This window comes from Flavobacterium sp. FlaQc-57 (genome assembly GCF_044007395.1).
Taxonomy (GTDB): Bacteria; Bacteroidota; Bacteroidia; order Flavobacteriales; family Flavobacteriaceae; genus Flavobacterium.
Map to the genome: position 1 here is coordinate 817,138 of NZ_JBIPDA010000002.1, position 25,001 is coordinate 842,138.

Annotated in this window: 20 protein-coding genes; 8 read left to right on the forward strand and 12 right to left on the reverse strand. The window is 33.0% G+C overall.

From position 1 onward, the window contains the following. Positions 1 to 97: 97 nt before the first annotated feature. On the forward strand, positions 98 to 1,069 hold the full coding sequence (locus tag ACHRVZ_RS09505; RefSeq protein WP_395422110.1) for an outer membrane beta-barrel protein: 972 nt from the start codon (positions 98 to 100) through the stop codon (positions 1,067 to 1,069). Between the two features lie 117 nt (positions 1,070 to 1,186). Here ACHRVZ_RS09505 and ACHRVZ_RS09510 read toward each other — a convergent pair whose 3' ends face one another. The 4 genes from ACHRVZ_RS09510 to ACHRVZ_RS09525 form a co-directional block, all read right to left on the reverse strand. Then, entirely contained in the window at positions 1,187 to 2,179 is a 993-nt protein-coding gene (locus tag ACHRVZ_RS09510; protein WP_395422111.1) for a Gfo/Idh/MocA family oxidoreductase, read from the reverse strand. A gap of 260 nt (positions 2,180 to 2,439) precedes the next feature. Further along, entirely contained in the window at positions 2,440 to 4,548 is a 2,109-nt protein-coding gene (locus ACHRVZ_RS09515; RefSeq protein WP_395422113.1) for a prolyl oligopeptidase family protein, read from the reverse strand. Between the two features lie 241 nt (positions 4,549 to 4,789). Continuing rightward, positions 4,790 to 6,997 carry a TonB-dependent receptor domain-containing protein gene (locus ACHRVZ_RS09520; RefSeq protein WP_395422114.1) on the reverse strand — a complete coding sequence of 736 codons (2,208 nt, stop codon included), beginning with the start codon at positions 6,995 to 6,997 and terminating at the stop codon, positions 4,790 to 4,792. 160 nt (positions 6,998 to 7,157) lie between these two features. Further along, entirely contained in the window at positions 7,158 to 7,577 is a 420-nt protein-coding gene (locus tag ACHRVZ_RS09525; RefSeq protein WP_395422116.1) for a hypothetical protein, read from the reverse strand. 125 nt (positions 7,578 to 7,702) lie between these two features. On the opposite strand from ACHRVZ_RS09525, the gene ACHRVZ_RS09530 reads away from it, so the two are divergent. Next, positions 7,703 to 8,437, forward strand: a complete 735-nt coding sequence (locus ACHRVZ_RS09530; protein WP_395422118.1) for a porin family protein — start codon at positions 7,703 to 7,705, stop codon at positions 8,435 to 8,437. Here ACHRVZ_RS09530 and ACHRVZ_RS09535 read toward each other — a convergent pair. Then, positions 8,432 to 9,037, reverse strand: coding sequence for a hypothetical protein (locus tag ACHRVZ_RS09535; RefSeq protein ID WP_395422119.1), 606 nt, complete (start codon positions 9,035 to 9,037; stop codon positions 8,432 to 8,434). The two genes, ACHRVZ_RS09530 and ACHRVZ_RS09535, sit on opposite strands and share 6 nt — an antisense overlap. A gap of 220 nt (positions 9,038 to 9,257) precedes the next feature. On the opposite strand from ACHRVZ_RS09535, the gene ACHRVZ_RS09540 reads away from it, so the two are divergent. From ACHRVZ_RS09540 to ACHRVZ_RS09555, 4 genes are all read left to right on the forward strand, one after another. Beyond that, positions 9,258 to 11,729, forward strand: a complete 2,472-nt coding sequence (locus tag ACHRVZ_RS09540; RefSeq protein ID WP_395422120.1) for a bifunctional UDP-N-acetylmuramoyl-tripeptide:D-alanyl-D-alanine ligase/alanine racemase — start codon at positions 9,258 to 9,260, stop codon at positions 11,727 to 11,729. Between the two features lie 71 nt (positions 11,730 to 11,800). Continuing rightward, positions 11,801 to 12,175, forward strand: coding sequence for a large conductance mechanosensitive channel protein MscL (gene mscL / locus ACHRVZ_RS09545; protein ID WP_041516684.1), 375 nt, complete (start codon positions 11,801 to 11,803; stop codon positions 12,173 to 12,175). 166 nt (positions 12,176 to 12,341) lie between these two features. Then, a complete protein-coding gene (locus ACHRVZ_RS09550; RefSeq protein WP_395422122.1) occupies positions 12,342 to 13,331 on the forward strand; it encodes an aspartate-semialdehyde dehydrogenase in 990 nt (329 codons plus the stop codon). Positions 13,332 to 13,460: 129 nt separating this feature from the next. Then, the gene (locus tag ACHRVZ_RS09555) at positions 13,461 to 13,967 is read left to right on the forward strand and encodes an SMI1/KNR4 family protein (RefSeq protein ID WP_395422123.1); all 507 of its coding nucleotides are present in this window, start codon (positions 13,461 to 13,463) and stop codon (positions 13,965 to 13,967) included. 62 nt (positions 13,968 to 14,029) lie between these two features. On the opposite strand, the gene ACHRVZ_RS09560 is transcribed toward ACHRVZ_RS09555, so the two are convergent. The 4 genes from ACHRVZ_RS09560 to ACHRVZ_RS09575 form a co-directional block, all read right to left on the reverse strand. Continuing rightward, positions 14,030 to 14,347, reverse strand: a complete 318-nt coding sequence (locus ACHRVZ_RS09560) for a 2Fe-2S iron-sulfur cluster-binding protein (protein WP_007805184.1) — start codon at positions 14,345 to 14,347, stop codon at positions 14,030 to 14,032. Between the two features lie 59 nt (positions 14,348 to 14,406). Continuing rightward, positions 14,407 to 14,889 (reverse strand): hypothetical protein, encoded by a 483-nt coding sequence (locus ACHRVZ_RS09565; RefSeq protein ID WP_395422124.1) that lies wholly within the window; start codon positions 14,887 to 14,889, stop codon positions 14,407 to 14,409. 215 nt (positions 14,890 to 15,104) lie between these two features. Beyond that, entirely contained in the window at positions 15,105 to 15,344 is a 240-nt protein-coding gene (locus ACHRVZ_RS09570) for a NifU family protein (RefSeq protein WP_026982674.1), read from the reverse strand. Positions 15,345 to 15,452: 108 nt separating this feature from the next. Further along, positions 15,453 to 16,583 (reverse strand): P-loop NTPase, encoded by a 1,131-nt coding sequence (locus ACHRVZ_RS09575; protein ID WP_395422126.1) that lies wholly within the window; start codon positions 16,581 to 16,583, stop codon positions 15,453 to 15,455. A 428-nt stretch (positions 16,584 to 17,011) separates the two neighbouring features. On the opposite strand from ACHRVZ_RS09575, the gene ACHRVZ_RS09580 reads away from it, so the two are divergent. After that, the gene (locus ACHRVZ_RS09580; RefSeq protein WP_395422127.1) at positions 17,012 to 18,631 is read left to right on the forward strand and encodes a murein L,D-transpeptidase; all 1,620 of its coding nucleotides are present in this window, start codon (positions 17,012 to 17,014) and stop codon (positions 18,629 to 18,631) included. Positions 18,632 to 18,710: 79 nt separating this feature from the next. On the opposite strand, the gene ACHRVZ_RS09585 is transcribed toward ACHRVZ_RS09580, so the two are convergent. From ACHRVZ_RS09585 to ACHRVZ_RS09595, 3 genes are all read right to left on the reverse strand, one after another. After that, positions 18,711 to 21,140, reverse strand: coding sequence for an ABC transporter permease (locus ACHRVZ_RS09585; RefSeq protein ID WP_395422129.1), 2,430 nt, complete (start codon positions 21,138 to 21,140; stop codon positions 18,711 to 18,713). Between the two features lie 147 nt (positions 21,141 to 21,287). Next, the gene (locus tag ACHRVZ_RS09590) at positions 21,288 to 21,995 is read right to left on the reverse strand and encodes an ABC transporter ATP-binding protein (protein ID WP_395422130.1); all 708 of its coding nucleotides are present in this window, start codon (positions 21,993 to 21,995) and stop codon (positions 21,288 to 21,290) included. A 118-nt stretch (positions 21,996 to 22,113) separates the two neighbouring features. Continuing rightward, on the reverse strand, positions 22,114 to 23,358 hold the full coding sequence (locus tag ACHRVZ_RS09595) for an efflux RND transporter periplasmic adaptor subunit (protein WP_395422132.1): 1,245 nt from the start codon (positions 23,356 to 23,358) through the stop codon (positions 22,114 to 22,116). A gap of 158 nt (positions 23,359 to 23,516) precedes the next feature. Between ACHRVZ_RS09595 and ACHRVZ_RS09600 the strand changes: the two genes are divergently transcribed. Continuing rightward, on the forward strand, positions 23,517 to 24,875 hold the full coding sequence (locus ACHRVZ_RS09600; protein ID WP_395422133.1) for a sigma-54-dependent transcriptional regulator: 1,359 nt from the start codon (positions 23,517 to 23,519) through the stop codon (positions 24,873 to 24,875). Positions 24,876 to 25,001: the final 126 nt, after the last annotated feature.

Genomic DNA, 25,001 nt, shown 5'->3' on the forward strand with positions numbered 1-25,001 from the left:
TCAAAAATTACAACGATTTCGTTCCAAGTCTAACAATGCAAATTATAAGATTATGTTAAAATAATCTATGTTTGTATAAATTAATTAAATCAGAATTATGAAAAAGAACCTATTTTTACTAGGATTATTAGTTTGCTCTATGGCCACAGTGGCGCAAACACAAAAAGCAGATAAACCAGAAAGTTGGTATTTTAAATTAGGAGGATCATATTTCAATCAAACTGCTTCTACAGAATTTCCTGTTGTTGGTGGTCAATTGCCAAACAGAGATGTTTATGCAGGTACATTAGCAAATAATAAATTAGTGTCAAGAGAAGGTATTACAGGTTCTTTTGGACAAGGTTTTAGAAGCGGAATTACTGCAGGTTATCGTTTTTCTCCACGTTTAGGAGTTGAGATGGCTGCAAATTACTACGTTAGTAATACTAAAACAATGGCACAAACGACTGATAGATTAGTTTCTTATAATCCAGCTACAAGTCCAGCAGCTACTTACTTGAGTTTTACTGCAGAGGGAGAAATTAAAGCTTTTGATTTGGCACCGGCACTTGTAATGTTTTTAGGTGAAGCTCATGGTTTTGAGCCATATACTAAAGTTGGAATCATTGTTCCAGTTCATGGTACATTAGATATTAAAACGGATAGACAATACAATACATTTGTAGGGGCTAACCAAGTTGCTTCAACAAATGCTTATTCAAAAGATGTTGTAAAACCTAATCCTTCACTTGGTTTTATGGCTTCTATAGGTACTTCTTATAAATTAGGAAAACATATTTCAGCTTTTGCTGAATTGGAATACCGTAACTTTACTGTACACGGAAAAACTAAAGAAACTGAAATCTATACTGAAAATGGTGTTAATAAATTAGACGTACCTACTACTTTTCGTCCTGATGCATCATATTCAGCGAAACATACTAAATACGTAGAGCAAGTTAACTCTACTTCAAATAGCAAATTAACTAATGCAGCTGGTTTTGATAATACAAAACCTACTGAAGATATTAGTACTTATGTTGGAATTTCAGGTTTAGGTTTGACTTTAGGTCTTAAATACAGCCTATAATTTTAAGAAATTATATTGCAAAACAAAAGAGGACATTCAATGAATGTCCTCTTTTGTTTTTGTACAATTTTGTGATTTCTCCCTTCGCTCGAAATGACAAAACTTTAGGTAGAATAATTATTTCGAATTTCTAAACTCCTTCAAAACTTCATCAATAACCCAGGTTGTTCTTGCAGCCGAAGTTCCTTTTGATGGATTTATACCTTCTTTGCCCAGAATTTCTGCAACAACAGTTTCTACAAGTGGTTGTTGAATATGTAATGGATTTTCGATCGTGATACTTTCTTTTTCTCCATTTACATATTGAATGTGTATTGGGTCATTTCCAAAAGTAGAGAAAGAAATTTTTCCTTTATCACCTACAATATCGGTATTATCGTAACGCTCAAAACTGGCAAAATTCCATAAACCCGTTCCGTGAATTCCGTTTTCGAATAAAAAAGACATCGAAACAGAATCTTCAGCAGGATATGCTTTAAGTTGAGAACTTGCATGACCACGAACCGATTTTATTGGACCAAATACAAAATCCAGAAAATCTAAAGTATGGCAAGCCAAATCGACAAATATTCCGCCACCCGAAATGTGTGGTAAAACCGTCCAGGGTAAATTTATTTCGTCATCATAACGTTGTTCAAACGGATGATATAAAACGCAGTTTACGTGTCTTACAGTTCCAATTTTATTTTGATCGATTAGTTCTTTTATTTTTAAAAAGCGAGGCAAACTTCTTCTATAATAAGCAACAAAGAGCGGCACATTGTGTTCTTTGCAAATGCTGATCATTTCGTTACATTCTTCGAAATTTAAAGCCATTGGTTTTTCAACGTAAACCGGCTTTCCGGCTTTGGCGCATAAAATAGTATATTCTTTATGAGATGATGGAGGAGTGGCAATATATACAGCATCAACTTCCGGATCATTTATTAGGTCAACAGCATTTGAATACCATTTAGGAACATTGTGACGTTTGGCATAATCTTCAGCAAGAGCTGCGTCTCTTCGCATTACAGCGACTAATGCTGAGTTGGGCGCTTTTTGAAAAGCAGGTCCACTTTTTACTTCGGTTACATTACCGCAACCTATAATTCCCCATTTTACAATTTTCATCGTTTGATTTTTTGGTTTCTCAAATTTAGTATAAAAGGGCTAGTTAAAAAAAATTAGCCACGAATTCACGAATTTTTTTCACGCAGATTTCAAAAGATTTGAGCAGATGTGCACAGATTCCTTTAATTAAATCGGGTTAGATCTGTCTAAATCTGTAGAATCTGCGTGAAACAAATATTAAGCAGGCTCTAAAAAAAAGCCACAAACTCACAAAAATAATTCGTGAATTCGTGGCTAATAAAAATTAAAGTTTAAAGTTTTTACTTTTTAGGTAAAGCTTTAAATCCCATATTATAAAGTGTGAATGCCTGAATGTCTACATTCTCCTGAATTGTTGCAGCAACAGATTTTCCTGCTCCGTGACCCGCTTTAACATCAATACGAATTAAAACCGGATTAGGACCAGTTTGTTTGTCTTGCAATTCAGCAGCAAATTTAAAACTATGTGCAGGAACAACGCGATCGTCATGATCACCAGTTGTTACCATTGTAGCAGGATATTGAACACCTTTTTTAACGTTCTGAACTGGAGAATATCCTTTAAGATATTCAAACATTTCTTTGTTATCCTGAGCAGTTCCGTAATCGTAAGCCCAACCTGCACCTGCAGTAAAAGTATGGTAACGTAACATGTCCATTACACCAACTGCCGGAAGCGCGACTTTCATTAAATCAGGACGCTGTGTCATTACGGCTCCAACTAATAAACCTCCGTTAGAACCTCCGCGAATTGCTAAGAATTCTGATGAGGTATATTTTTGAGCAATTAAATATTCACCAGCCGCAATAAAATCATCAAATACATTTTGTTTTTGCAGTTTAGTTCCGGCATCATGCCATTTTTTACCGTATTCACCACCACCTCTTAAATTGGCGACAGCGTAAACTCCTCCGTTTTCCATCCAAACAGCATTTGCAATGCTGAAACTCGGTGTTAAACTCACGTTGAATCCACCGTAACCATAAAGAATAGTTGGGTTCTTACCGTTTAATTTCAATCCTTTTTTATACGTGATAATCATCGGGATTTTAGTTCCGTCTTTCGAAGTATAAAATACTTGTTTCGATTCGTACTCTTCACTTTTAAAATCAACTTTAGGTTTTTGGTATACTTCAGATTTACCAGATTTTGGCTCAAAAGAGTAGATTGTTCCCGGAGTTGTATAATTTGTGAAGCTATAGTACAATGTCTTGTCGTGTTTTTTTCCTCCAAAACCACCAGCAGTTCCTACAGCAGGAAGTTTGATTTCGCGAACTAGTTTTCCGCTATAATCATATTGTTGTACAAATGATACTGCGTCTTTTGTATAATTCGCAAAAAAGAATCCGCTGCCGGTTGAAGGCGATAAAATATCTTGTGTTTCTTTAATGAAATCTTTCCAATTTTCAGGTTTTGGGTTGCTAAAGTCTACAGTAACAACACGTTTGTTAGGAGCTTTAAAATCGGTTTCGATAAATAATTTGCTTCCTTCGTTTTCAATAATCTGATTGTCGCTATTAAAATTGTCTACAATTGTAATAATTGGACTATTTGCAACGGTCAGGTCTTTAATGTATAACTCGTTTCCGTAAGTAGAATTGGCTGCTGAGATTACCAAATAACGATCGTCTTCGGTAACATAACCGCCAACATATCTGCGTTTTTGATCTGCGCCAAAAACAACTTTATCTTCTTTTTGAGAAGTTCCAAGTTTGTGAAAGTATAATTTGTGTTGATCTGTTTTTGCAGATAATTCGCTTCCTTTTGGTTTTTCGTAACTAGAGTAATAAAACCCTTCGTTACCATGCCAAGAAATTCCGCTAAATTTTACATCAACCAAAGTGTCTTCTAAAACTTTCTTAGATAAAGCATCGATAATAATCACTTTTCTCCAATCGCTTCCTCCTTCAGAAATGGCATAAGCAGCTTTGTTTCCGTCCTTAGAAAAATCTAAACCACCAAGAGATGTTGTTCCGTCTTTAGAGAATGTGTTTGGATCTAAAAAAACTTCTTCTTTACCATCTTGTCCTTTTCTATAAACAACAGATTGATTTTGAAGTCCGTTATTTTTAGAATAATAAGTAAATTTTCCTTCTACATATGGAGCGCTGATTTTTTCATAGTTCCATAATTTTTCCATGCGTTTTTTAAGTTCGTCACGGAAAGGAATTTTATCTAGATAACCGTAAGTAACTTCGTTTTGAGCTTTTACCCAAGCTCCGGTTTCAGCAGATTTATCGTCTTCAAGCCAACGATAAGGATCACTAACTTTAGTGTCAAAATAGACGTCAACTGTTTCGCCTTTTTTGGTTTGTGGATATTGAATTTTATTTTGTCCAAATGAGATTCCTGCAGTTGTAATTGCCATCAGAAGAAATGTTTTTTTCATAGTTTGTGTTTAACAGTTGTAACAAAAATAGTGCTTTTTGTGAGATGGGTAAATATTATTTAACCGCAAAGTGCGCAAAGATTTTATTTAATTGGGATAGTTAGAAATCGCAAAGTCCGCAAAGCTTTATGTGGACAAAAGGATTTGTGAATATTTTAACCGCAAAGTTCGCAAAGATTTTATTTAATTGGGATCTTTAGAAACCGCAAAGTTCGCAAAGCTTTGCGGTTAAATCAAAATCTTACAGATTAAAGTTTACTCCCAAAACAATATTTCGTCCAATATTTGGAATACCGTCTGTTTTTAATCTCGAAAGGTGAGCAATATATTTTTTGTCGAATAAATTGTTTCCGTTCAAATTAACATCAAAAGCATGTTTGCCTAGTTTTACCGTTCCTCCAAAACCTAAGTTCACCAAAGTATATCCGTTTGAAGCCGTTTCGAAACCACTCACATTACTTTGATTAAAAGTAGAAGAAACGTTTAGAGAAGCATATCCTTCTTCGAACCAATTTTTAATTTTAAATTCAGTTCTTAAAGTGTTGTTCCAATTGTTTGCCGGAATTAAAGGCAAATAATCACCATTTTGTTTTTTACCCGTTACAGTTTCAAAACTGGTTTCAAAATGCAACCAATCTAATGGATGTGGATGAAAGTGCAAACCAACTTCACCACCGTACAATTTTGCATTGTTCTGGATGTAAGCAAAAACATCGTTGTCATCGCGAACCTCTCCGGTTGGCGAAGTATAGATATAATTGTTAACATGATTATAAAAACCATTAATGAAGAATTCGAAATGCGTGTTTTTATATTCTAAATTCAAATCAGTTTGAACATTTTGCTCTGTTTTTAATTCCGCATTTCCAATTTCATATCTATTAGTTCCTTCGTGAACTCCGTTTGAAGTTAACTCCGCTAAATTTGGTGCTCTAAATCCGCTTGCGACATTCAATCGAAGTGTTAAAGGTTCAGCAAGTTTAGTTTTATATCCCAAAGAAGCATTAAAACTATCAAATGATCTGTCTAAAGGTAGAAAGTAACCTTCTTCACCTTCAATTCCGTGAGCTTCTGAAGTAATATTTCGGTTGTCAAAACGTAATCCCGCCTGTACGACACTATTTTTCCATTCGTAGTTTGCAGTTCCAAAAACGCCAATATCGTTTGTAGTGGCATCTGGAATTAAATATTCTTCTCCAAAATTTGCATTCGTTTGATGCATTCCCTGTACACCCAAAATCGTTTCAATTTTTCCTAGTTTCGGAAAATGATACTTGGCATTGTAATTAAAAGTGTTCAATTTCATATGAAGAGAAGCATTGTTGCTGTCTTCAAATTCACTTCTGTCATTGGCTATATATCCTAAATCAAGATCAAGTTTTGAGTTTTCAAAAAAGATAACATTGTTTAAACTCAATAAGTGATTAAAAATTCCTTGTCTCGGGAACATCGTGTTTTTGCTTGACGATTGTGCTCCAATTCCATCTTCAGGCATTCCAAGGTCTAGTTTATTGTAATTGTATCTTAAAACACTGGAGAAGCTCGAGTTGCTGTATCCAATTCCGGTTTTAAAATCGGTTTCATTGTAACGAGTATTCGTTACGCGATCTCCATCGGCAATTTTATAATCAGAATGTGTGTTGAAACTTCCGCGAACCAAAAATTTCCAATTATCAGTAGATGTTTTTAATCCAATAGAAGAATTGCTTCCTTGCGTATTGGTAAAATATTTTTGACTGAAATTAGCTTTGAAAGTATTGGCATCAGCAAATTTTTCAGGATTAAAATATAAAACCCCACCCAAAGCATCAGATCCATATAATAAGGAAGCAGGCCCTTTAATAACTTCAACGCTTTCGATTCCGGCATCATTTAAACCTAAACCATGCTCGTCTCCAAATTGTTGATTTTCGATACGAACACCTTGAGAATACACTAAAACACGATTTCCGCTAAGGCCTCGAATTACAGGTTTTCCGATAGAAGTTCCAGTAGAAATTTGTGAAACTCCGGGAATTGTTGCCAAACCTTCAATCAAAGTCGAAGTTCCTTTTTGTTGTAAAGTTTTGATACTTTCATGTTCCACTTTCATAACGTTTTGCGATTGCAATTTGTTAAAAGGTGTTGAAACAACTACTTCATCCATTTCAAAAATAGATTCAGTAAGTGTAATGTCTAAAGTGTTTTCTTTTAATAGTTTATTGAATGTTTTGCTTTGAGTAGTATATCCAACAAAAGTAAAAGTAAGTCTGAAACTACCGTTTGGAAGATTTTTAAAATCGTATTTTCCGTTTTCATCGGTTGTGGTTCCTTTGTGTAATTCAGGAGCATAAACAGATACGTTTGACAAAGGTTTGTTTTCAAGATTTGTTATTGTTCCTGAAACCGAATTTTGAGCTGACAAAAAGCTCGTAAACCCTAAAATTAGGGCTATAATTAGTTTTTTCATTTGAAAATGATGCTATAGTTAATTGATTTTGATTCTTTAAAATATAAACGAAAAAGAATAGTAAGCTTTTCCAAATCTGAGAGTTTCAGAATGGAGAAAGTCGCTAATTTTTTTGAATTAGATTATAAAGATTTTGAGCTTACTTCGAATGTTTTCGAAATTAAGAAACTAGAGCAGAGGGCGGACCGCGTAATAAATAAACACTTTCTGAAAGTGAAAATACTTTTTCTGAAAGAGAGAAAAAATAAGGAATTTCGTTGCTGAAAGTATGAAATTCAAAAGTAAATTGTTCAGGAACAATATAACTTCCAAAAGCAAAATGACAAACAAAACATACATCGTAATCATGATGTTGGTGTGTTATCTCGCCATTAGGATCATTATAATTATGATGACATTGTTTTTCTGAAAGTTGCTTTACAATATGCTCGTAACTGTGTATAGACTGAAACAATATTGAAAACAATACCGTTAGAGCCAAAGAAACACTTAATATGAGCTGCTTTCTTTTCATGCATGACAAAGGTATAAAAGATCTGAAGAAAATAGATTCATTTTTTGGATTCTGTTGCAGATTCATTGAAAAAAGTTCAGCAAAAGCTTTTATTCTTAATCAAAAAGAGAATAATTGCTTTCTAATCGTCTCCTGAACTAGCATTATATTATATTTGTAAGTGAAATAAATAACCTCTAAAAAACGTTTACTTGAAAACCTCTTTAAAACCAAAATACAATATGCGATTACTTTTTAGTTGTTTGTTTTTAGTGTCGTTTTTCAATGCTTTTTCGCAAGATGTAAAGCCGGAAGTAAAACCTGTGGTTAAAATCGATTCTTTGTATCGAGAAGATCAGTTTTATTTTTCGGTTACTTACAATCTGTTAGTGCAAGGACCAACAGGTTTAAAGCAAGATAAGTTCTCAGCAGGGCTTTCAGCAGGTTTTTTGCGCGATATGCCTATTAACAAAACAAGAACAATTGCAATTGCAGCTGGTTTAGGGTTGAGTTACCAGAATTTTTATCAAAACCTTACGATTTCAAAAGGACCCGATGGAGCACAGGTTTACGGAGTAAATGATAGTGGCGAATTTGTTTCGAATAGATACAAACAATATTCAGTAGACGTTCCAATTGAGTTTAGATGGAGAAATTCAACTTATGAAAGTTATAAATTCTGGAGAGTTTATAGCGGAGTAAAAATGAGTTATATTTTCTCAGATAAGTCGATCTTAAAAGATGGAGAAACGACTTATAAAATCTCGAATAATAAAGATGTCAATCAATTTCAATACGGAGTTTACGTTTCAGCAGGTTATAATACCTGGAATGTATACTGCTATTATGGTTTAAATGGTTTGTTCGATAAATCGATTAAAACGGTTTCAGGCGAAAGTATCGATATGCACGCGATGAATATTGGTTTGATTTTCTACATTTTATAACCACAAAAATAAAAACAGCAATTGCGGAAAAATGCCAATTAATACGCCTATAATTAGTTCTTTAGGTGTGTGGGCATCCATTTCTAAGCGCGAAGATGCTACCACTCCCGTCATTAAAATAAGGAAAGCTGCCCAGTACGGGTTTTGCATTTGAAGATGAATATTCAATCCTATTGCAAAAATGGTGAATCCGCTAATTGCCAGCATATGCAAACTGGCTCTTATTTTAAACAATGAGCAAATTAATGCGGTTATTGTACTAAATAAAGCACCCAAAAAGAAAAAATGAAGTTCGGGATATCGAGTAATTATAATACTTCTTTTTACCAATAAAATATACAAAAAGCATTGTAGGATTAAAGGGATTCTGCGTTGCGAAGTCTGTGGTAACATAATCGAGTCTGCATTTCCGGTTGAGCGAAGCAACAAGAAAAATAAAACAGGAACCAAAATCGTAATGATTAGAATCTGAAATAAAACATAATATTTTTCCTGATTAGTAAAAATATCGTTTTTGCAAAAAAGATAAAATAATGTGGCATACATCGAGATAAAAATCGGATGTAAGATATAGGAGAATAGCGGTAATAATCTTTTCAAAATGCGGTATTTAGTGGTGCTCAACAAATATAATGAAATAATGTTTTTTGACTTATTCTTTTGCCACAGATTAATAAGATTAAAATGATTTCTATTCTGTGTGTTTTTTTTGCCATGATTTTTACAAATTTAATTAGTAAAAATTCATGACAAAGAATTAGTGAAAATTTGTGAAATTCGTGGCAATCCTTTTTTTAAATTTGACAAAAAGAAATTCTAAATGAGCATAAATTTAAAAAACCTTATCTCGGTTCTCGACGCCGAATGGATTGGTTCTGACAATGATATTTTTGTTGATCATATTTCGATTGACAGCCGTTCGTTACAAAACGGATCAAAAACTTTGTTTATTGCCTTGTCAGGTGTTAATAATGATGCTCATTTATATATCGCCGAACTTATCGAGAAAGGTGTTCAGAATTTCGTCGTGCAATTTATTCCTGAAAATGTCAGTGGTAAAGCCAATTTTTTGGTAGTCAAAAACACCTTAAAGGCGTTACAGCAATTTGCCGTTTATTATCGGGATTTGTTCGATTTTCCTATTATTGGATTAACCGGAAGTAACGGAAAAACGATTGTAAAAGAATGGCTCAATTTTTTGTTGAGTCCGGATTATAATATTATTCGAAGTCCAAAGAGTTACAATTCTCAGGTTGGAGTTCCGCTGTCAGTAATTGCAATTAACGAGAAACATAACTTAGGTATTTTTGAAGCCGGAATTTCGACAGTTGACGAAATGATCAAGCTTGAAAAAATCATTAAACCTAGTATTGGTGTTTTGACCAATATTGGCTCAGCTCACGATGAAGGATTTGAAAATCTGGAACAGAAAATAAACGAGAAATTATTGCTTTTCAAAAATGCGGCAGTAATTATTTATCAAAAAAATCAGCTTGTTGATCAATGTTTAAAAGTATTTTGCGAACGTTATCCTGTAAAAGAGAGAGTACTTTTTTCTTGGAGTTTTACAGATAATACTGCAGATGTATTTATTCTGGAAAGAGAAAATAAAAACGAAACAACAACAATTCAATATCAATATCAGAGCGAATTTTTTGATTTAAGAATTCCATTTAGTGATTCGGCATCAATAGAAAATGCAATCTCGTGTTTGTTAGTTTTACTGCATTTTAAATATGACTTTGCTACGATTCAAAATCGTGTTCAAATGCTCTATCCTGTTCAAATGCGTTTGGAGGTAAAAAACGGAATAAACAATTGCAGTATAATCGATGACAGTTACAGCTCAGATTTTCAATCGTTAAAAATTGCTTTAGATTTTCTGGAAAGTCAGCAAAAAAAGAATGCTACAAAAACAGTTATTCTATCTGATATTTTTCAAAGCGGATTTTCAAATGAGGAATTGTATTCGAAAGTAGCACAATTGGTTTCAGACAATAAAGTAAATCGTGTTATTGGTATCGGTGCCACTATTTCTTCTTTTGCAGGCAAGTTTTCAAATTGTATAACGTTTCAAAATACAGCCGAGTTTATTGCGCAATTTGATAGTTTGAATTTTAATAGCGAAACGATATTAATAAAAGGAGCAAGATCATTTCAATTTGAAGAAATTGTTGCTTTGCTCGAAGAGAAAACACATGAAACGGTTCTTGAAATCAATCTGGATTCTATAAGTCACAATTTAAACTATTACAAATCAAAACTTGCCGATGATGTAAAAATCATGGTTATGGTTAAGGCATTTGGATACGGAAATGGCGGTTTGGAAATTGCAAAATTACTCGAACATCATAAAGTTGATTATTTAGGTGTGGCTTTCGCCGATGAAGGAATTTCATTGAAAAATGGTGGAATAAAATTGCCAATCATGGTTTTGAATCCAGAATCGACCAGTTTTCCTTCGATAATTCAATATCAGTTAGAACCTGAAATTTATAGTATTAAAGGTTTAAAAGCATTTTTGAAAATTGCAGAAGATAAGCATTTAAAAAACTTTCCAATTCATATAAAATTAGATACAGGAATGCATCGTTTGGGTTTTGAAGAAAATACACTGGAAGAATTGATTCAAACTTTAAAGGGGAATTCAGCTGTAAAAGTAAAAAGCGTTTTATCGCATTTGGCGACAAGTGATGATTTGAATCACTATGATTTTGTGATTTCTCAGATTAATTTATTCGAAAAATTATCTTTTAAATTAATATCAGAACTAAATATTAACCCAATTCGACATATTCTAAATACGTCCGGAATTAGTAATTTTCCAAAAGCACAGTATAATATGGTGCGTTTAGGAATTGGTTTGTACGGAGTTTCTAATGATCCTGCAGAACAAAAATATTTAGAAAATGTGGGAACATTAAAGTCAATTATTTCACAAGTTCGCACAATTCCAAGCGGAGACAGTGTTGGTTACGGACGTCGATTCATGGCTGAAAAAGAAACCAAAATCGCAACAATTCCGATTGGTTATGCCGACGGAATTTCGAGATTATGGGGCAATCAGGTTGGTTATGTTGTAATTAAGAATCAAAAAGCCTTCATTTTAGGAAGTGTTTGCATGGATATGCTAATGGTCGATGTTAGTAATATTGATTGTAAAGAAGGTGACTCAGTCATTATTTTTGGCGAAAGCCCAACAGTGATGGAGATGGCAGCTGCGCTAAAAACAATTCCCTACGAAATAATGACGAGTATTTCTCAAAGAGTAAAAAGAGTGTTTTTTAGATAATTTTAACAAACTTTGGAGAAAATTATGTATTTTCGATGATCAATTAATTATAAATTTAAAACAAATCAATTATGGGATTTATTTCTGAGTTTAAAGCATTTGCAATGAAAGGCAACGTAGTTGATCTTGCTGTCGGTGTAATCATTGGAGCTGCTTTTGGTAAAATTGTTAGTTCATTTATTGAAGATGTGATTACTCCGTTAGTATTAAAGCCGGCGTTAGATGCAGCTCATTTGTCTAAAATTGAAGATTTGGTTGCATTTGGAGGAGTTAAGTACGGATTATTTCTGTCGGCAGTAATTAATTTTGTAATTGTTGCTCTTGTATTGTTTATCATTATCAAGGCAATTAATCATGCTAAAAAGAAAGAAGAAGTTGTTGTTCCGCCAGCAGGTCCAACTCAAGAAGAGCTATTGACGCAAATTAGAGATTTGCTTAAAAAATAATACCGCTACACTAAGTCTAACTAAACCGTTCCTTAATTGGGACGGTTTTTTTTATAAATGTTTGTTTTGTAACATTTTGTTATTTTTTGTGAACTACCTTGTTTTAATTTTTATTATGTATACTTTTGCAGAGTAAATTAGATTAATTCATACTAAAAATATTAAAATGAGAATAGCGGTTGTAGGTGCCACTGGTATGGTTGGCGAGATAATGCTTAAAGTTTTGGCAGAAAGAAATTTCCCGGTTACAGAGTTAATTCCTGTTGCTTCAGAAAGATCAGTAGGAAAAGAAATTGAATATAAGGGGACAAAATATAAAGTTGTAGGAATGCAAACAGCAGTTGATATGAAAGCTGATATTGCTTTATTTTCTGCAGGAGGAGATACATCATTAGAGTGGGCTCCAAAATTTGCTGCTGCCGGAACAACAGTTATCGACAACTCATCTGCTTGGAGAATGGATCCGACTAAAAAATTAGTAGTTCCGGAAATCAACGCTACATCATTAACAAAAGAAGATAAAATTATTGCAAACCCAAACTGCTCAACTATTCAAATGGTTTTGACTTTGGCGCCATTGCACAGAAAATACAACATCAAAAGAATTATCGTTTCTACTTATCAATCGATCACCGGAACTGGTGTGAAAGCAGTAAGACAATTAGAAAATGAGTACGCCGGAGTTCAGGGAGAAATGGCTTATAAATATCCAATTCACAGAAATGCGATTCCACACTGCGATAGTTTTGAAGAAAACGGATATACTAAAGAAGAAATGAAATTAGTGCGCGAAACTCAAAAAATTCTTGGTGATAATACCATTAGAGTTACAGCTACAGCTGTTCGTGTACCGGTTGTTGGCGGACATAGCGAAGCTGTAAATGTTGAGTTTACAAATGATTTTGATATAAATGAAGTTCGTGAAATTTTGCACCATACTGATGGAGTAGTAGTTCAGGATAATTTAGACACATTTACATATCCAATGCCATTATATGCTGAAGGTAAAAATGATGTTTTTGTTGGAAGAATTCGTCGTGACGAAAGCCAGGAAAATACATTAAACATGTGGATTGTGGCTGATAACTTGAGAAAAGGAGCTGCAACAAACACCATTCAAATTGCTGAATATTTAATTCAGGCAGGTTTGGTATAATTAGAGATTAAAGAAAATTGTTATAAAGAAAAGACCGTAATTGCTACATGTGATTGCGGTTTTTTTGTGTCTAATAAATTTATATTCTGTTGTAAAAGCTTTAATTTAGCTATTATAAATACAAATAAGATGAATTTTGATGGCTACTCAGTAATTCCGAATTACAAGACGAATAAAACAGATTTATTCTTGGCAGAAAATGAAGAAATTCTGGCTTGCGAAAAGACTCTGAATCTTTTTTTTGATGAAGATTATAAAGAATATGTTTTGAATTACGGAAGTGGTATTCTTGGCGGAACCTATGTGCGAATATATCTTCCGGAAACCATTATTTTGACTTTGGCAGAATGGAAAAACCGTATAACCGAATATTGGTTTTGGGATGAAGGAAAGAATGTTTTGACAAAAGACGAGGTTTTAGATTCAGTTAGAATTGGAGATACCTACGATGGAGATGAAATTATACTTCTTAAAAACGAATATTTTATTTTGCCAAGACATAGCGAAATGATCTATAAGGCAGGAAATAATCTAGAAGAAACTATAAATTGGTTGTGCTCATCAGGAATTCTTACCGAAGCATTTACTGAAAGAGAATTCGAGCCTTTTGATCCCAGTGATTTGGTAAATAATTGATTTTGATATTAATTTAATGTCAAAAAAAAGCGAGAACATTAGTTCTCGCTTTTTTTTGTATTTTAATATTCTGGAGCTAATTCTAATTCCAAACCTTCTAATTCTGTAGTAATTGGAATCTGACAGCCTAAACGACTATTAGACTTAACATAAAATGCTTCTGATAGCATAGCTTCTTCGTCGTCTCCCATTTCAGGTAATGCAACGTCATTAAGAACATAGCACTGACAAGAAGCACACATGGCCATTCCGCCACAAGTTCCTTCAACAGGAAGTTCGTATGCTTTGCATAACTCCATTATGTTCATTGCCATATCAGTTGGAGCTTGTAACTCATGTATAACTCCTTCTCGATCTTTAATCTTTATTAATACATCCATTTTAATTATTGGAATTTTACTGTTTAGGATTTAATAACGTGAAAAAATCCTTCATTATGTTAACTGGTTTTTATACTAAATGCGTATTCTTTTTTATTGCTTTCTTTGAGATGCATCTTTAATCCAAGAACATTCCCGCTTTTTTGTAATATTGTAACTATTGCAATTACAGAGTAATAATCTTTATCTGTCTGAAAAATCAATGTTCCTTCGTAGGTTGAATTTACCACTCCTTGTTTATCTGTTGTAACAGATACTTTTCTCGGATGTGCAAATTCTGCTGCGCTATAAGTTGCCTTGTTTGAGAATTTAGCTTTTCCGTCACATAAATCGTATAAGAAATCATAATTACCAATTCTGAGGCTGCCTTCTTCTTCATTTGCATTGGTCGAAAATATAATTTGACCTTTATAATCAAAATCTGACCATTCTTCAGACTCGTTTAACCAAGCTTTGTCAACAACTAGAGTCTGAGTAGTTTGTTGCGCATAATTTACTGAAACATAGAAAAAAAGTAAAAAAACAATGTAATAATTCTTCATAAGTTTAAGATTTAAGGATATGTCTCAAATTTAAGTTAAATTCGTGTTAATTCCTTAAATAAAACTCTTAAATTTTTGCGTTGTTTTTTATTAAATCCACAATTAGGGGCTTTATTTCTAATATTCTTTAATAATTATGAAGCAAAATTGCTTAAAGCGCTATTATTCCTGTTAATTATTAAGAATCTGAAAAACAAGAAAAATGGCTGTTTTTATTACATGATATTTACCACAGTTTCAATTTGTGGTGCATATTTTTTTATAGTTGTTTCAACTCCTGCTTTTAGAGTCATTTGATTTACACTACAGCTAATGCATGCTCCTTCAAGACGAACTTTAACATGTTTGTCATCGTCTATAGAAATGAGCGTAATGTCTCCTCCATCAGAATTTAAAAAAGGTCTGATTTCATCAAGAGCCAATAATACGTTGCTTGTTAATTCTTCTGTTGTCATAATATTTTATCAATTAGAAAATTAGTCAATTAGAAAATTAGAAAACTCACTTTGAAGTAAAATCATCTAATTTTCTAATTTTTAAATTATCTCATTAGTCTTATCTAATTATTTTTTTACTGCTGAACAACCCGCCATAGTTGTAATTTTAATGGCTTCTGTCGCAGGTAAGCTATCGTTTCTGTTTACTACTTCTTGTACCACATTTCGAGTTATTTCTTCAAAAACGGTTTCAATTGGCGAAGCAGTTTGCAAAGCAGCCGGACGGCCATAATCTCCAGCTTCACGAATAGATTGTACAATTGGAACTTCTCCTAAAAATGGAACATCTAAATCTTCCGCCAGGTTTTTTGCACCTTCTTGGCCAAAGATATAATATTTATTGTCAGGTAATTCTTCTGGTGTAAAGTACGCCATATTTTCGATAATTCCCAAAACAGGAACATTGATGTTGTCTTGCATGAACATTGCAACTCCTTTTTTAGCATCGGCAAGAGCCACAGCCTGAGGAGTACTAACTACTACTGCTCCGGTAATTGGCAATGATTGCATGATCGAAAGGTGAATGTCTCCAGTTCCAGGAGGTAAATCAATTAACATGAAATCCAATTCTCCCCAATCAGCATCAAAAATCATTTGATTTAAAGCTTTTGCTGCCATTGGACCTCTCCATATTACAGCTTGACTTGGTGCAGTAAAGAAACCAATAGAAAGTATTTTAATTCCGTAACTTTCAATAGGTTTCATTTTTGATTTTCCGTCAACGGTAATTGAAACTGGTTTTTCATTTTCAACATCAAACATAATTGGCATCGAAGGTCCGTAGATATCTGCATCAAGAACTCCAACTGCAAATCCCATTTTAGCCAACGTTACGGCAAGATTTGCTGTAACTGTCGATTTTCCAACTCCACCTTTACCAGATGCAACGGCAATAATATTTTTGATGCCGGGAATTGCTTTTCCTTTTATTTCATTCGGATTTTCCTTGGCTTCAACTTTAATGTTTACTTTAACTTTAGCTTCCGGAGATACCAATTCAAGAATTGTTTTTTTGATATCGTCTTCGGCTCTTTTTTTTATGTGCATTGCTGGTGTGTGTAAAACTAAATCTACTACAACTTCATCTCCAAAAGTGATTACATTGGCAACAGCTCCGCTTTCAACCATATTTTTTCCTTCTCCAGCTATAGTAATTGTTTCTAGAGCTTTAAGAATTTCTTTTCTATCTAATTTCATTTTAATGTACTATTTTCTATTGATTGAAATCGATTTAACGCATTGTGTTTATTTAAACTGATTTCAGACTACAAAGATAACAGATTATGTTCGGATTCAAACCCTTTTAAATTGTATTTATTGATATTGAGATTGCTCAAAATGATTCTGATTGTTTGTGTTTGAATGCTTGAATTTATAAAAAACCAAGTAATCTTTTATTTGTGACGATCTGATTCAACTGCTTTTCGAAGTAAATTATACGAATTTTAATATAAATTTAGTCTGTTTTTGCTATTAGTGTCAATAATCTTGGCTATATTTGAGTACCCTAAATCAAAGTATTTTTAGCAATTCGAAAAATGTGAAAACTTGTTTTTTTTAGGACTTCTTATGAGTTTTCGATATTTCTTAAAACTAATTTTTGTAAAAATTTAAACTTTAAAAATATGCGGAATTTTACTTTTTTATCTGTAGTTATTGGACTTTGTTTTTTAATGGTTTCGTTTGACTCTGTGGACACTAAGAGTAAATTGAAAAATAAAGAGACAGTAATTGAAAACGTTTTTAGAACAAATAAGAATGTTGCATTGGCTGTAATTGATGCTGAATTAATCAATAGTTTTTATAAAAAATATCCCAAATTAAAAAAATACCAAAAGGAGGTTGAAGATCTTTATAAAAAAAGAGCATACAGCCTAATTTGGCATGATGATAAGAGTGTCAGCGAATTTGGAGCATTATTGTATCAAAAAGTAAATCAGTTAAGTGAGCAAGGAGTAAAGGCCGAAATGCCTTATATGGACTTGATAGATGATGTTTTTAATGAAAATGTATCCAATAAACTTCCTCAAACAGATACAGAATTGCTGCTTTCGAATATGTATGTGTTTTATGCGAGTAATGTTTATTCTGGCGTTGATCCGGCAACCTTAAAAAAAATTGGGTGGTATCTTCCGGCAAAAACTATTTCATATGCCAGAATATTAGATTCTCTAATGAGCAATCCTGAGCGTTTAGACAAAGACGAGAATCTGTTGTTTAGTCAATATTATAAACTTCAGACAGTTTTACAAAAATACCGTACAATAGAAAAGAATGGTCAGTGGAAGAAAATACAAATTGACAGTGCTACTTATAAAGATTTAAGACCTTTTGATAGTGGTGTCGCCGTAAAACAAATTAGAGAACGTTTGTTTGTGATTGGAGATTTAGCGCAAGATTCTAAAAGCCATGTTTATGATGAAGAAATGATGGCAGGTATTTTAAAGTATAAAAAGAGATACGGTCTTAAATTAAATTATGCACTTACTTTAGATCATATCAAACAAATGAATGAGCCTATTGGTAATAGAATTAAAACGATTATGCTTAACATGGAACGTTGCCGTTGGATACCTGCAAAACTAGCTAAGGCAAGTGAGTATGTTATGGTTAATATTCCTTCGTTCCGATTGATTTATGTGAAAGATGGAAAATACGATTTGGTTTCAGATGTTTTTGTGGGAACGCGAATGACCGAAACTGTAATTTTTAACGGTATGATGGACAGGATCGTCTTTAGTCCCTATTGGTACGTTCCGCAGAGTATTATTAAAAATGAATTGAAACTAAAAATTGCCGAAGATAAAAACTATCTGGCAGATCATAATATGGAATGGAACGGAGGAAACGTGAGACAAAAACCCGGTCCTAAAAACTCTCTGGGATTAGTTAAATTTATGTTCCCGAATCCTAACGATATTTATTTGCATGATACGCCGGCAAAAAGTTTATTTGAATTTGAGAAACGTATTTTTAGCCATGGTTGTATTAATGTAAAAGAGGCTAAAGGACTTGCATTGGCAATCTTAAAAGATGATCCGGATTGGCCTGTTGATAAAATTGACAAAGCAATGAGTGGAGAAAAAGAAACAACTTGTATGTTAAAAACTAAAATTCCAATCTATATTGGTTATTTCACCGCTTGGGTAAATGATGATGGTGAAATTGGTTTTTATCCGGATGTGTACGATAGAGATCAACGTTTGGATAAGTTGTTGTATTCAGATTCGGTAGCTTTAAAATAAAGAAATTAGATCTCAAAAAAATGCCCGCCAGATTCTTGAAATTTGGCGGGTATTTTATAAAAAAAAATGGTCTACAAGCTTATTCGTATTTTAAATATTTTAAGATATCTATTTTGGTAACTTGATAGGCTTTGGTTAAAACAATAAATAAGGTTAGAGTCAATAAAGAAACCAATGCAATACCAAATGGAACGGTTGAAATTCCGGTTCTGAAAGCGAAATTTTCTAACCATTTTTGCAATAAGATGTAAGCAGGAATAATACCAATTACAAATCCTATTAGACAGAAAATGATATATTGTTTTGATAAATCTTTTAATAAAACATCAGTTTCTGCGCCAAGTGTTTTTCTGATCGCGATTTCTTTCAGTCGTCTCTCCATCGAAAAAGAAGCCAAGGCAAATAATCCAAAAATGGCAATAATGATTACAACAATATTTAGAATGAAAAACAAATCTTTTTGTTTTACTTGTTCTTCATAAGTTTTAGCAAATCCTTTATTGACAAATTCATAATCAAAAGGATAATCAGGATTTATATTTTTCTCCCAATAGGTTTTTAATTTTGCTAAAGTTTCAGCTAGATTATTAGGGGAAACTTTTATATAGATGTTCTCAAAATTATTCCATTTTAAAGTTTTCATCGTGACAAAGATCATTGGAGGAACTTTACTTTGAAGTCCGCTAATATGAAAGTCTTTCACAACACCAACAATTTTAAATTTCATATTTCCTTTTTCATCTCCCCAGCCAGAAGTTAGTATAGTATTTATAGGGTTTTTAAGACCAAGTCTTTTAACAAGAGTCTCATTTACCAACCAATTACTAACAGTGTCTGAAGCAAATTTTGGAGATAAATCGCGGCCTTGAACAATTTTGATTTTCATCATTTCTAAAAAGCCAAAATCCATTTCTACATTTCGAGGCTGAACAAAAATACCATTATGAGTAAAACCTGAACTTGAGTTGGTGCTGCCTCCAAAAGAGCCTGCAAAAGTCGAGACATCTTCAACTCCTGACAGTTTAAGAATCTCTTGTTTTGTAGTAAAGTATTTTTCTGTTTTTTTAGTTCTGTCAGTAAATTTAAACGGAACACTAATTACCTGATTGCCATTAAAACCAAGATCTTTATTCATCATGTAAGAAACCTGCGAGTTTACAATTAAAGCACCGATGATAAAAAAAGCAGCAATACCAAACTGAAAAATCAACATTGAATTTCGAACCCAGATTCCGCTTTTACTTCTTGAGAAATTACCTTTTAAAACTTTCAATGTTTCAAAATTTGATATATATATGGCTGGGAAAATACCTGCAAGAATGATTACTAATCCAAATATAAAAATAAGCTGCAGGTAAAATTCGCCACCATTCATTGTCAAAGATTTCTTCAAAAAGTTATTGTAGTAAGGCAGCGAAAGTTCTACGATTGCCAGCGCAAAAAGAATCGCCAAAACAACAATAATAGCAGTCTCAAATATAAACTGAGCAATGATTTGTCTTTTGCTGGCACCAACAATTTTGCGAACGCCTACTTCTTTAGCACGTTTTATTGCCGAGGCAGTTGCAAGATTGATATAGTTTACCAAAGACAAAGTAAGAATCAAAATAGACAGACCTACCATGATATAAAGAAGCTGTAAATTACCTTTTCCTTCAGGAAAATTAGAGCCAGCAGGAGTTTTTGTACCGTGTAAGCGCGCAGTTGCTAATTGATCAAGAATAACCTCGATTTCGCCATTTTCTTTTACGTATTGTTCAACTGTTTGGCCACTTTCTTTAGCATCTTTTAAAGTACGATTTACAAAATTTACATTTTGCATCTTCTTTAAAACAGCATTCGCATCGGCTCCTTTTTTGGTTTTAATCATTAAACTATAGTTGAAGTTTCCCCAACTGTTTATGTCGTTCTCTTGTAGTAAACCTCCAAAAACATAATTGGGTTCAATAGAAGAGGGGCTAATGATTTTGTAAACTGATTTTATAACATATGGTTTGTTATCATTTATGAGGATTTTACCAATAGGATCTTCGTTCTTAAAAATTCGTTTTGCTTCATTTTCAGAAATCGCAACACTATTTTTTTCTTTTAAAATATCTTTTTTTGCACCTTTTACAATCGGAAAAGGGAAAATATCAAAAAAGTTATAATCTGCGACTATGATTTTTTTACCCATCCATTTTTGATTTTGATGTTTTATTACATCTTCGTAATACCAGCCATCAAAAAAGCATATAGATTCAATTTCAGGTATAGTTGCTTTGCAGGTCAATGCAAACGGAATACTACTCGCAGCCCAAATATCACCTGTTGCGCCAATTTTGTTTAGCACCTGATAGGTGTTTTCTTTCTCTGGATTCCATTGGTCGTATGAGTTTTCATTATTCCAATACAAAATGGCAAAAATGACACCTGCAACTCCAATGCTTAATCCTAAAACATTTAAAAACGAAAACAATTTGTTTTGCCTTAAATGATATATAAATATTTTAAACCAGTTAAAAATCATGCTTTGTGTTTTTAAGTTGTTACACTTGTTTTTTTTACTTACCTAACAGTTTATATACTGTTTAGGTTTTAAATCATTGCCAATACTTTGCAAACAAATCCTACCAGGATTGCAATTGCAGCTATTATAAAATTGATCATTTTTGTATTATTTAACGTCCATAAAAACATCAACATTTCTCTGATTTAATCTTTCAGAAAATATAACACCATCTTTCATATGAATCGTTTTTTGCGAAAACGAAGCATCATAATCAGAGTGTGTAACCATCAAAATTGTGGCGCCTTTGGCATGCAAATCAGTCAAAAGTTCCATAACCTCATTACCGTTTTTACTGTCTAAGTTTCCGGTTGGCTCATCGGCCAGAATAATTTTAGGATCGTTTACTAAAGCTCTTGCCACAGCAACTCTTTGTTGTTGTCCTCCTGATAGTTGTTGCGGAAAATGTTTCAATCTGTGTGAGATATTTAATTTCTCGGCAATAGCTTCAATTTTTTGTTTTCGGTCTGATGCTTTTACGTTGTTATAAAGCAAAGGCAATTCGATATTATCATAAACAGAAAGCTCGTCGATTAAGTTGAAGTTTTGGAAAATAAATCCAATATTTTCTTTTCGAACCTGAGCTCTTCCTTTTTCCTTTAAACCAATCATTTCCTGGTCTAATAATTTATAGCTTCCGTCTGTAGCTCCGTCTAAAAGGCCAATAATATTCAACAAAGTTGATTTTCCACATCCCGAAGGTCCCATGATAGTTAAAAAATCTCCTTTTTTAATTTCTAAAGAAATCCCGCTTAATGCTGATGTTTCTACTTCTTCAGTTCTAAATACTTTGGTTAAATTTTGAATCGTTATCATATTTTTTTTGGTTTTAATTGTTGTTGATTGTGATTGTGATTTTTGATTGATGATTGAAACGCTGCTAATTATAAATTGTTAATTGTGAACTGAGACTGAAAACTGAGACTAAAGACTGTTACTGAGTATTAATCGACAATTCTTCAATATCCTTATAATCTGTATACGATGAGGTAATCACAGATTCTCCTTCTTTTAAGCCTTCCAAAACTTCATAATACGAAGGGTTTTCTCGACCTAGTTTTATATTTCTTCTTTCGGCTTTATTTCCTTTTACAACGAAAATCCATTTTCCTGCAGTTTCCTGGTTAAAGCTGCCTTTTTGAAGTACAAGCGTTTTATTTTTTTCAGATAAAATCAGTTTCACACCAAAACTTAATCCGTCTTGTAAAACAATATTTTCTTTAGAAGTAAAAGCCAATTCAACAATAAAATGACCGCCTTTTACTTCCGGAATTACTTTAGTAACCAAAACTTCAAGAGTTTTTCCGTTAAATTCTACCTGACCTTTTAATCCTTCTCGCACTTTCTCCAGATAAAATTCGTCAACATCAGCAGTAAGTTTATAACCTTGTTTCGAATCTATTTTTCCGATGCTTTCGCCAGCTTGAAAAGTTTTTCCTAAAACAGGTTGAAAAGAAGTTAATCGACCAGATTCCGGAGCTGTAATCAGGAAATTCTTTTTGTTGTTTCTCAAAATATCCAAACTTTTTTCCATAGTCTGAATCGAGTTATTGATTTGCGAAATCTGAATTTGATTCGTTTGTTTTTCTTTTTGAATACTTTGTTGAATCGTTCTTTTTCGTTCTTCCTGAAAACGCAGACTTTCTTTAAATGTATTCCAGTCATTTTTCGAAATCACATCTTTATCAAATAACTTCGAGTTCATGTCGTACAGTCTTTTCGCGTCATTATAATCGTGTTCGATTAAAACCAAATCTTTGTTTAAATTCAGTTCCTGATTTCTAATGTTCAGTTTACCTGTATTCAAATTGTTAATTTGCTCAATAATTGCCGTTTCCTGAGTCAGATAATTTAACTCGGTATTCGGGTTGTACAAACGTGCCAGCGGTTGACCTTTGGTAACCATTGCACCATTTTCGACAAAAATCTCTTTTACAGAGCCGCCTTCAGTAACATTCACAAGCATTACATTTAGAGGTTCAACTTTGGCCTGAAAAACGACAAAATCCTCAAAAAAGGCTTTTTCGACTTTCTGAACCGTTATTTCATCAGCTTTTACATTTAAACTTCTTTTAGTGTTAAATGAAAAGAAGATAATTGCACCCAATACTAAAAAAACAGCAATTGCTATTGTGAGATACCTAAATTTTCTATTTTTACGAGGAATTACCTTGTCCATTTTTTAAATAATTTACTGATAATCAATAGGTAAATATTGTGCCACAAAATTTATTATCTGTAAAGCATTGATTTTAAAGAAGCTTTAAAAACCGCTCTCAAAAAAGAGTGTTCGATAATGAACAGTTGACCGTTCAAAATCGGACAAAAATACTAACCATGCGAAAAAAACAAGCTCAAATATTAGTCGTTGACGATCAGGAAGAAATTCTTTTTTCGGCAAAAATGATTCTTAAAAAGTATTTTGAAACCATTTTTACGACAAATAGTCCAAAAAAAATCATTTCCATTTTAAATGAAAATGAAATAAATGTGGTTTTGTTAGATATGAATTACCGTATTGGTTTTGAAGATGGACGTGAAGGAATTCACTGGCTCAAAGAAATTAAAACACTTTCGCCTCAAACGATTGTGATTTTAATGACCGCTTTTGGTAAAATTGAAACCGCTGTTGAAGGAATAAAAATTGGTGCTTTTGATTATGTTTTGAAACCTTGGCACAACGAAAAATTACTAGAAACAATTGAAAAAGCAGTTGTCGAAAGTAGAAAAAACGCTAAAAAAGTTGTAGTCGAAAAAACAGAAAAAAAGTATTTTGTTGGTACTTCACAAAAGATAAAACAAGCCTATTCTATTGCCGAAAAAGTGGCCAAAACCGACGCCAATGTTTTGGTTTTAGGTGAAAACGGAACAGGGAAATATGTTTTTGCCGAGTTTATTCATCAAAATTCAGAAAGAAAAAAACAGCCTTTTATTCATGTCGATCTCGGATCGTTAAGCGATAATTTATTCGAAAGTGAACTTTTTGGATATGCTAAAGGTGCTTTTACAGATGCGAAATTAGATACACCAGGTAGATTCGAAATGGCTTCAAACGGAACTATTTTTCTTGATGAAATCGGAAATATTCCGCTTCATTTGCAAGCAAAATTGTTGCACGTTTTACAAACCAAAACTGTTACACGCTTAGGCGAAAGCAAACCGAGGCCTTTAAATGTTCGTATTATTGCTGCCACAAACAGTGATATTAAAGCTGAGGTGAAAAATAAAACCTTCCGCGAAGATTTATTGTACCGTATTAATACCATGGAGATTCATTTGCCCTCCTTGCGCGAACGAAAAGATGATATTGTTCCGATGGCTCATTTTATCCTCGATCAAATTGCAGAAAAATACAATCATGGTCCCGAAGCTTCGGGATGGAAATTTGAAGACAATGCGGCGTCCTATTTAGAAAAATATCCTTGGAAAGGAAATGTCAGAGAAATGGAAAACAAAATCGAACGAGCCCTGATTTTGGCCGATAATCATACCATTTCTGTGCAGGATCTGGATATTTTAGATTTTGAAGATATTCTTGAAAATGATGAAAACCCGTTGTCTGAAATGGAGAAAAATGCGATCGAAAAAGCTTTGTTTAAACATAACGGAAATATCAGTAAAACTGCCGAAGAATTAGGTTTGTCAAGAGCTGCTTTGTACAGAAGAATTGAAAAATATGATTTAAAAAACTCATAAATTCAAAATTATATTTAAAATAATTTTTGCCACAGATTACATAGATTAAAATGATATTAAAATTTGTTTCACGCAGATTCTGCAGATCTAGCAGATAGAATGATCTTAATTTTATTAATCCGCCAA

Excerpts from the sequence above, each read along its gene's own strand:
- ACHRVZ_RS09550 (WP_395422122.1), top strand. The coding sequence starts at position 12,342 with ATGAGAATAGCGGTTGTAGGTGCCACTGGTATGGTTGGCGAGATAATG.
- ACHRVZ_RS09505 (WP_395422110.1), top strand. The coding sequence starts at position 98 with ATGAAAAAGAACCTATTTTTACTAGGATTATTAGTTTGCTCTATGGCC.
- ACHRVZ_RS09515 (WP_395422113.1), bottom strand. The coding sequence starts at position 4,548 with ATGAAAAAAACATTTCTTCTGATGGCAATTACAACTGCAGGAATCTCA.
- ACHRVZ_RS09585 (WP_395422129.1), bottom strand. The coding sequence starts at position 21,140 with ATGATTTTTAACTGGTTTAAAATATTTATATATCATTTAAGGCAAAAC.
- ACHRVZ_RS09520 (WP_395422114.1), bottom strand. The coding sequence starts at position 6,997 with ATGAAAAAACTAATTATAGCCCTAATTTTAGGGTTTACGAGCTTTTTG.
- ACHRVZ_RS09580 (WP_395422127.1), top strand. The coding sequence starts at position 17,012 with ATGCGGAATTTTACTTTTTTATCTGTAGTTATTGGACTTTGTTTTTTA.
- ACHRVZ_RS09510 (WP_395422111.1), bottom strand. The coding sequence starts at position 2,179 with ATGAAAATTGTAAAATGGGGAATTATAGGTTGCGGTAATGTAACCGAA.
- ACHRVZ_RS09595 (WP_395422132.1), bottom strand. The coding sequence starts at position 23,358 with ATGGACAAGGTAATTCCTCGTAAAAATAGAAAATTTAGGTATCTCACA.
- ACHRVZ_RS09540 (WP_395422120.1), top strand. The coding sequence starts at position 9,258 with ATGAGCATAAATTTAAAAAACCTTATCTCGGTTCTCGACGCCGAATGG.
- ACHRVZ_RS09555 (WP_395422123.1), top strand. The coding sequence starts at position 13,461 with ATGAATTTTGATGGCTACTCAGTAATTCCGAATTACAAGACGAATAAA.
- ACHRVZ_RS09570 (WP_026982674.1), bottom strand. The coding sequence starts at position 15,344 with ATGACAACAGAAGAATTAACAAGCAACGTATTATTGGCTCTTGATGAA.
- ACHRVZ_RS09560 (WP_007805184.1), bottom strand. The coding sequence starts at position 14,347 with ATGGATGTATTAATAAAGATTAAAGATCGAGAAGGAGTTATACATGAG.
- ACHRVZ_RS09575 (WP_395422126.1), bottom strand. The coding sequence starts at position 16,583 with ATGAAATTAGATAGAAAAGAAATTCTTAAAGCTCTAGAAACAATTACT.
- ACHRVZ_RS09590 (WP_395422130.1), bottom strand. The coding sequence starts at position 21,995 with ATGATAACGATTCAAAATTTAACCAAAGTATTTAGAACTGAAGAAGTA.
- ACHRVZ_RS09565 (WP_395422124.1), bottom strand. The coding sequence starts at position 14,889 with ATGAAGAATTATTACATTGTTTTTTTACTTTTTTTCTATGTTTCAGTA.
- ACHRVZ_RS09525 (WP_395422116.1), bottom strand. The coding sequence starts at position 7,577 with ATGAATCTGCAACAGAATCCAAAAAATGAATCTATTTTCTTCAGATCT.
- ACHRVZ_RS09600 (WP_395422133.1), top strand. The coding sequence starts at position 23,517 with ATGCGAAAAAAACAAGCTCAAATATTAGTCGTTGACGATCAGGAAGAA.
- mscL (WP_041516684.1), top strand. The coding sequence starts at position 11,801 with ATGGGATTTATTTCTGAGTTTAAAGCATTTGCAATGAAAGGCAACGTA.